Source organism: Limnoglobus sp., assembly GCF_059499385.1.
In genome coordinates this window covers 1-3,542 of sequence record NZ_JCABYM010000053.1, presented here as the reverse complement: position 1 = coordinate 3,542, position 3,542 = coordinate 1, and the positions used below count along the sequence as shown (strand labels likewise).

The 3,542-nt window shown below is 73.4% G+C and carries 3 protein-coding genes; all 3 read left to right on the top strand.

What is annotated here, in order from left to right:
* Nucleotides 1-200: 200 nt before the first annotated feature.
* On the top strand, nucleotides 201-1,289 hold the full coding sequence (locus AC5JJ2_RS10155) for a hypothetical protein (RefSeq protein WP_495857869.1): 1,089 nt from the start codon (nucleotides 201-203) through the stop codon (nucleotides 1,287-1,289).
* A gap of 2 nt (nucleotides 1,290-1,291) precedes the next feature.
* A complete protein-coding gene (locus tag AC5JJ2_RS10150; RefSeq protein WP_495857868.1) occupies nucleotides 1,292-2,296 on the top strand; it encodes a hypothetical protein in 1,005 nt (334 codons plus the stop codon).
* On the top strand, nucleotides 2,293-3,542 hold a 1,250-nt coding region (locus AC5JJ2_RS10145), incomplete at its 3' end, for an SGNH/GDSL hydrolase family protein (protein ID WP_495857867.1). The genes AC5JJ2_RS10150 and AC5JJ2_RS10145, both read left to right, overlap by 4 nt.

Sequence of the window (3,542 nt, the reverse complement as noted above, 5' to 3'; positions counted from 1 at the left end):
GGGGGGGGGGGGGGGGGGGGGCCCCGCCCGGCGGGGGGGGGGGGGGGGGGGGGGGGGGGGGGGGGGGGGGGGGCCCCGCCCCCCCCCCAGCCTTTCCCTCACGGTGAGGATCGCGTCCGAGGTGTGAAGCTCACCCCCCTCCCTGACCCTCCCCCCCAAGGGGGGAGGGAACAAGAAGGGCATCGGCAGGGAACAAGCCGTTGATTCTCAAACTCGTTCCACGCCTGTTCCCCTCGCGCCCGGCGATCACCCGGCCCGCCCGCCGCCGCGCCGCGCGGTCGGCCGTCGCCGCGGGGTTGCTCACCTTCCTCGCGCTCACGGCCGCCCTCGGCCTCGCGGCCGAGCGCTACCCCCGCGTCCGCGACCCGTTCTACGGCGACAAGCTCGTCAAACTGCAAGCAAAACTCAACCCGCCCGATCGCGGCCCGGCGGTCGTCATGCTCGGCAGCTCGCGGACCGGGTTCGCGTTCCACGGCCACCGCGTCGAGGACCGCGCCCGCGAGGCCGGCCGGCCGGTCGTCGCATTCAACTTCGGCATCCCGGCGTCCGGGCCGGTCACGCAGCTGCTGTACGCCCGCCGCCTCGCCCGCGACGGCGCGTCGCCGGACCTGCTGTTACTCGAAATTCACGCGGCCATGTTCGCGGACCTCGGCGAGCGGTCCTACGAGAGCTTCTGGCTGTACGGCGACCGGCTGACGTACCGCGAACTCTCCGCCGTCGAACCCTACGGCTTCGACCCGGCCGCCATGCAAAGCCGGTGGCGGGAATCTACCTTCATTCCGTGGCACGGGCTGCGGTTCCAACTCCTCGGCCGGGTCGCGCAAAGCTGGGTCCCGTGGCGGATGCGGTACGACTGGAGCCGCACGACGGACGCCTGCGGGTGGGGCACGCCGCTCCGCGAGACGCTGACGGCCGAGGAACGCGAGCAGGCGACCCGACAGGCCCGCGACGAGTACCAGCCACTTCTGCGTGACTGGCATCCCGGCGAACCGGCCACAGCCGCGCTCAGACAAGTTTTGACGGAGTGCGCCGCGACCGGCGTCGCAGTGAAACTCGTGCTGCTGCCGGAAGGGAAGTCGTTCCGCGACCTGTACCCGCCGGGGTCGGACCGCGTGCTCGCCTTCGCGAATGCCGTCGCCACCGTATCCGGGTGCGAGTTGATCGACGCCCGCGGGTGGCTGCCGGACGATGCGTTCACCGACGGCCACCACCAACTGCGAAGCGGCGCGGAGGCGTTCTCCGACCGGCTGACCCGCGAGGTCGTCGTCCCGTGGGCGAGGGAGCGATAGCCATGCGCCGCCGCACCGCCCCGTTCGCCATCCTCGTCGGCGTCGCCGCGTACCTCGCCGGGCAGGTGCTGTTCAACGTCGCCGTGCAGGCGCGGTGGCTGCCGCTGACCGACCCGGTGTTCGTCGAGAAGTTCGAGTTGCTCGAACGCCACCCGGTCTTCTTCGCGGAGAAGTCGCCGACCACGCCGACGCGAATCCTCGTCCTCGGCAGCTCGCGGTCGCACCTCGGCGTCGATGCCCGACGGTTCGCGGGGCGGCTGTCCGAGGAGGCCGTCGCGTTCAACTTCGCCACGTCCGGCGGCGGCCCGCTGACGAACGCCTTGTACCTCCGGCGGCTGCTCGAAGCGGGCGTGCGGCCGGACGCGGTGCTGTGGGAGCTGCACCCGGCCCTGTTCTGCGGGCGGAACGAGGCCGACTGGCTCGGCAGCTTCCGCCTCCGGCCCGGCGAGCCGGACGTGTTGAAGCGGTTCGGCCACGACACCGGCCCGGTCCCGCAACAGGGGTGGCGGGGCTGGCTGACGGCCACGCACCTGTACCGGTTCCCGGCCCTGAACCGGTACGCCGAGCGGTGGCTGCCTTGCCCGCACGGGCTGACCGTCGGCGCGAACAACGACCCGTTCGGGTACGTGGACGGCATCGACCTGCCGCCGCACGAGCGGCCGGTCGCGTTCGGCCGCGCGCTGAAGCAGTACGCCGACGCGCTCGCCGCCGAGGGGCTGATCCCGTCCGCCCCCCTCGCCGTCCGGGACGCGATCGAAGTTTGTCAAAGGCACGGCGTCCGGTTCGTCGCGTTCGTGTCGCCGGAGTCGGCCGCCCTGCGGGCCGCGTACCGCCCGGCCGCGACCCGCGCGTTCGACGTGTACCTGGACTCGCTCGACGTGCCGGTGCTCCGCTCCCGCGCCGTGCTGCCGGACGACCTGTTCGCGGACGGCCACCACCTGCTACCCGCGGGGGCGGCGGCGCTCACGGACCACCTCGCGACGGCTTACGAAGGAACCCCCCGATGACCGCACGCCCTCGATTCCCCGCGTCCCGGCGGGCCGTCCTCGCGTTCGTCGCCGCGGTCGTGGTTTTGAACGTCGGCTTCTCCGTCGGCATGGACCGGCTGTTCCCGACCGTCCGCGACCCCGAGTACGGCCGCCGCCTGTCCCGGCTGCAGGCGCGACAGGCCGAGAACCCCGGCCGGCCGTTCGTCGTCGCGCTCGGAAGTTCCCGCGCGGCGTTCGCGCTGAAACCGACGGCCGCGAATGCCGAGACCGGGCCGCTCGCGTACAACTTCGCCCTGCTCGGCAGCGGCCCGATGATGCAACTGATGGCCCTCCGCCGACTGCTGTACGACGGCGTGACCCCGGCCGCCGTCGTGCTGGAATACTGGCCGCCGTTCCTCCGCGAGGACGGCCAGTTCGCCGAGGAGGCGCGGATCGACAAGCACCGGCTGCTGACGCACGACGCGGCCTTCGTCCGCGACTACTTCGACCTGCACGAGCACACGCTGGCGACGATGCGGCAGGTGCGGCAGAACCCGTGGTTCGAGCACCGCCTGCGAGTACTGAGCCAGACGATCCCGAACTGGGTGACGCCCGACCGGCGGCTCGACGGGCCGTGGCAGCGGCTCGACCCGTGGGGCTGGATGAACAGCTTCGAGGCGGAACCGACGGCCGCGGAGCGGGCCGAGCGGCACCGCATGGCGAAGCAATACTTCGACCAGGTGTTCGACGGGTACGCCGTCCACGAGAAGGCGGCGCGGGCCGTCCGCGAGGTGCTGGCACTCTGCCGCGAGCGGGGCATCCCCGTGGCGCTGGCGTGGCTGCCGGAGTCGAGCGAGTTCCGAGCGTGGTATCCGCCGGACGCTTTGGCGAAGGGCGAACGCTTCCTGAAAGAGTTGCGAGCTGAGTACGGCGTGCCGGTGATCGACGCGCGGCGGTGGGTGGACGACCCGCTCGTCGCGGACGGGTTCCACCTGACGCGGGCCGGGGCGGACCAGTTCTCGCGGCGGTTCGGCGACGAGATGCGCAAGCTCGGACTCGGCGAGCCAACTCCGCAGGCGGCCCCTCTTTCCCCCTCCCCCCTTGGGGGGGAGGGCCGGGGAGGGGGGTGGGCGCGTCCAACGGCTAACGCGATGCTCACCGCGACTGGACAGGTGGGGGGGGGGGGGGCCCCGCCCCCGCCCCCCCCCCCCCCGCCCCCCCCCCCCCCGGCCCCCGGGGGGGGGGGGGGGGGGGCCGCGCGGGGGGGGGGCGGGGGCGCGCCGCC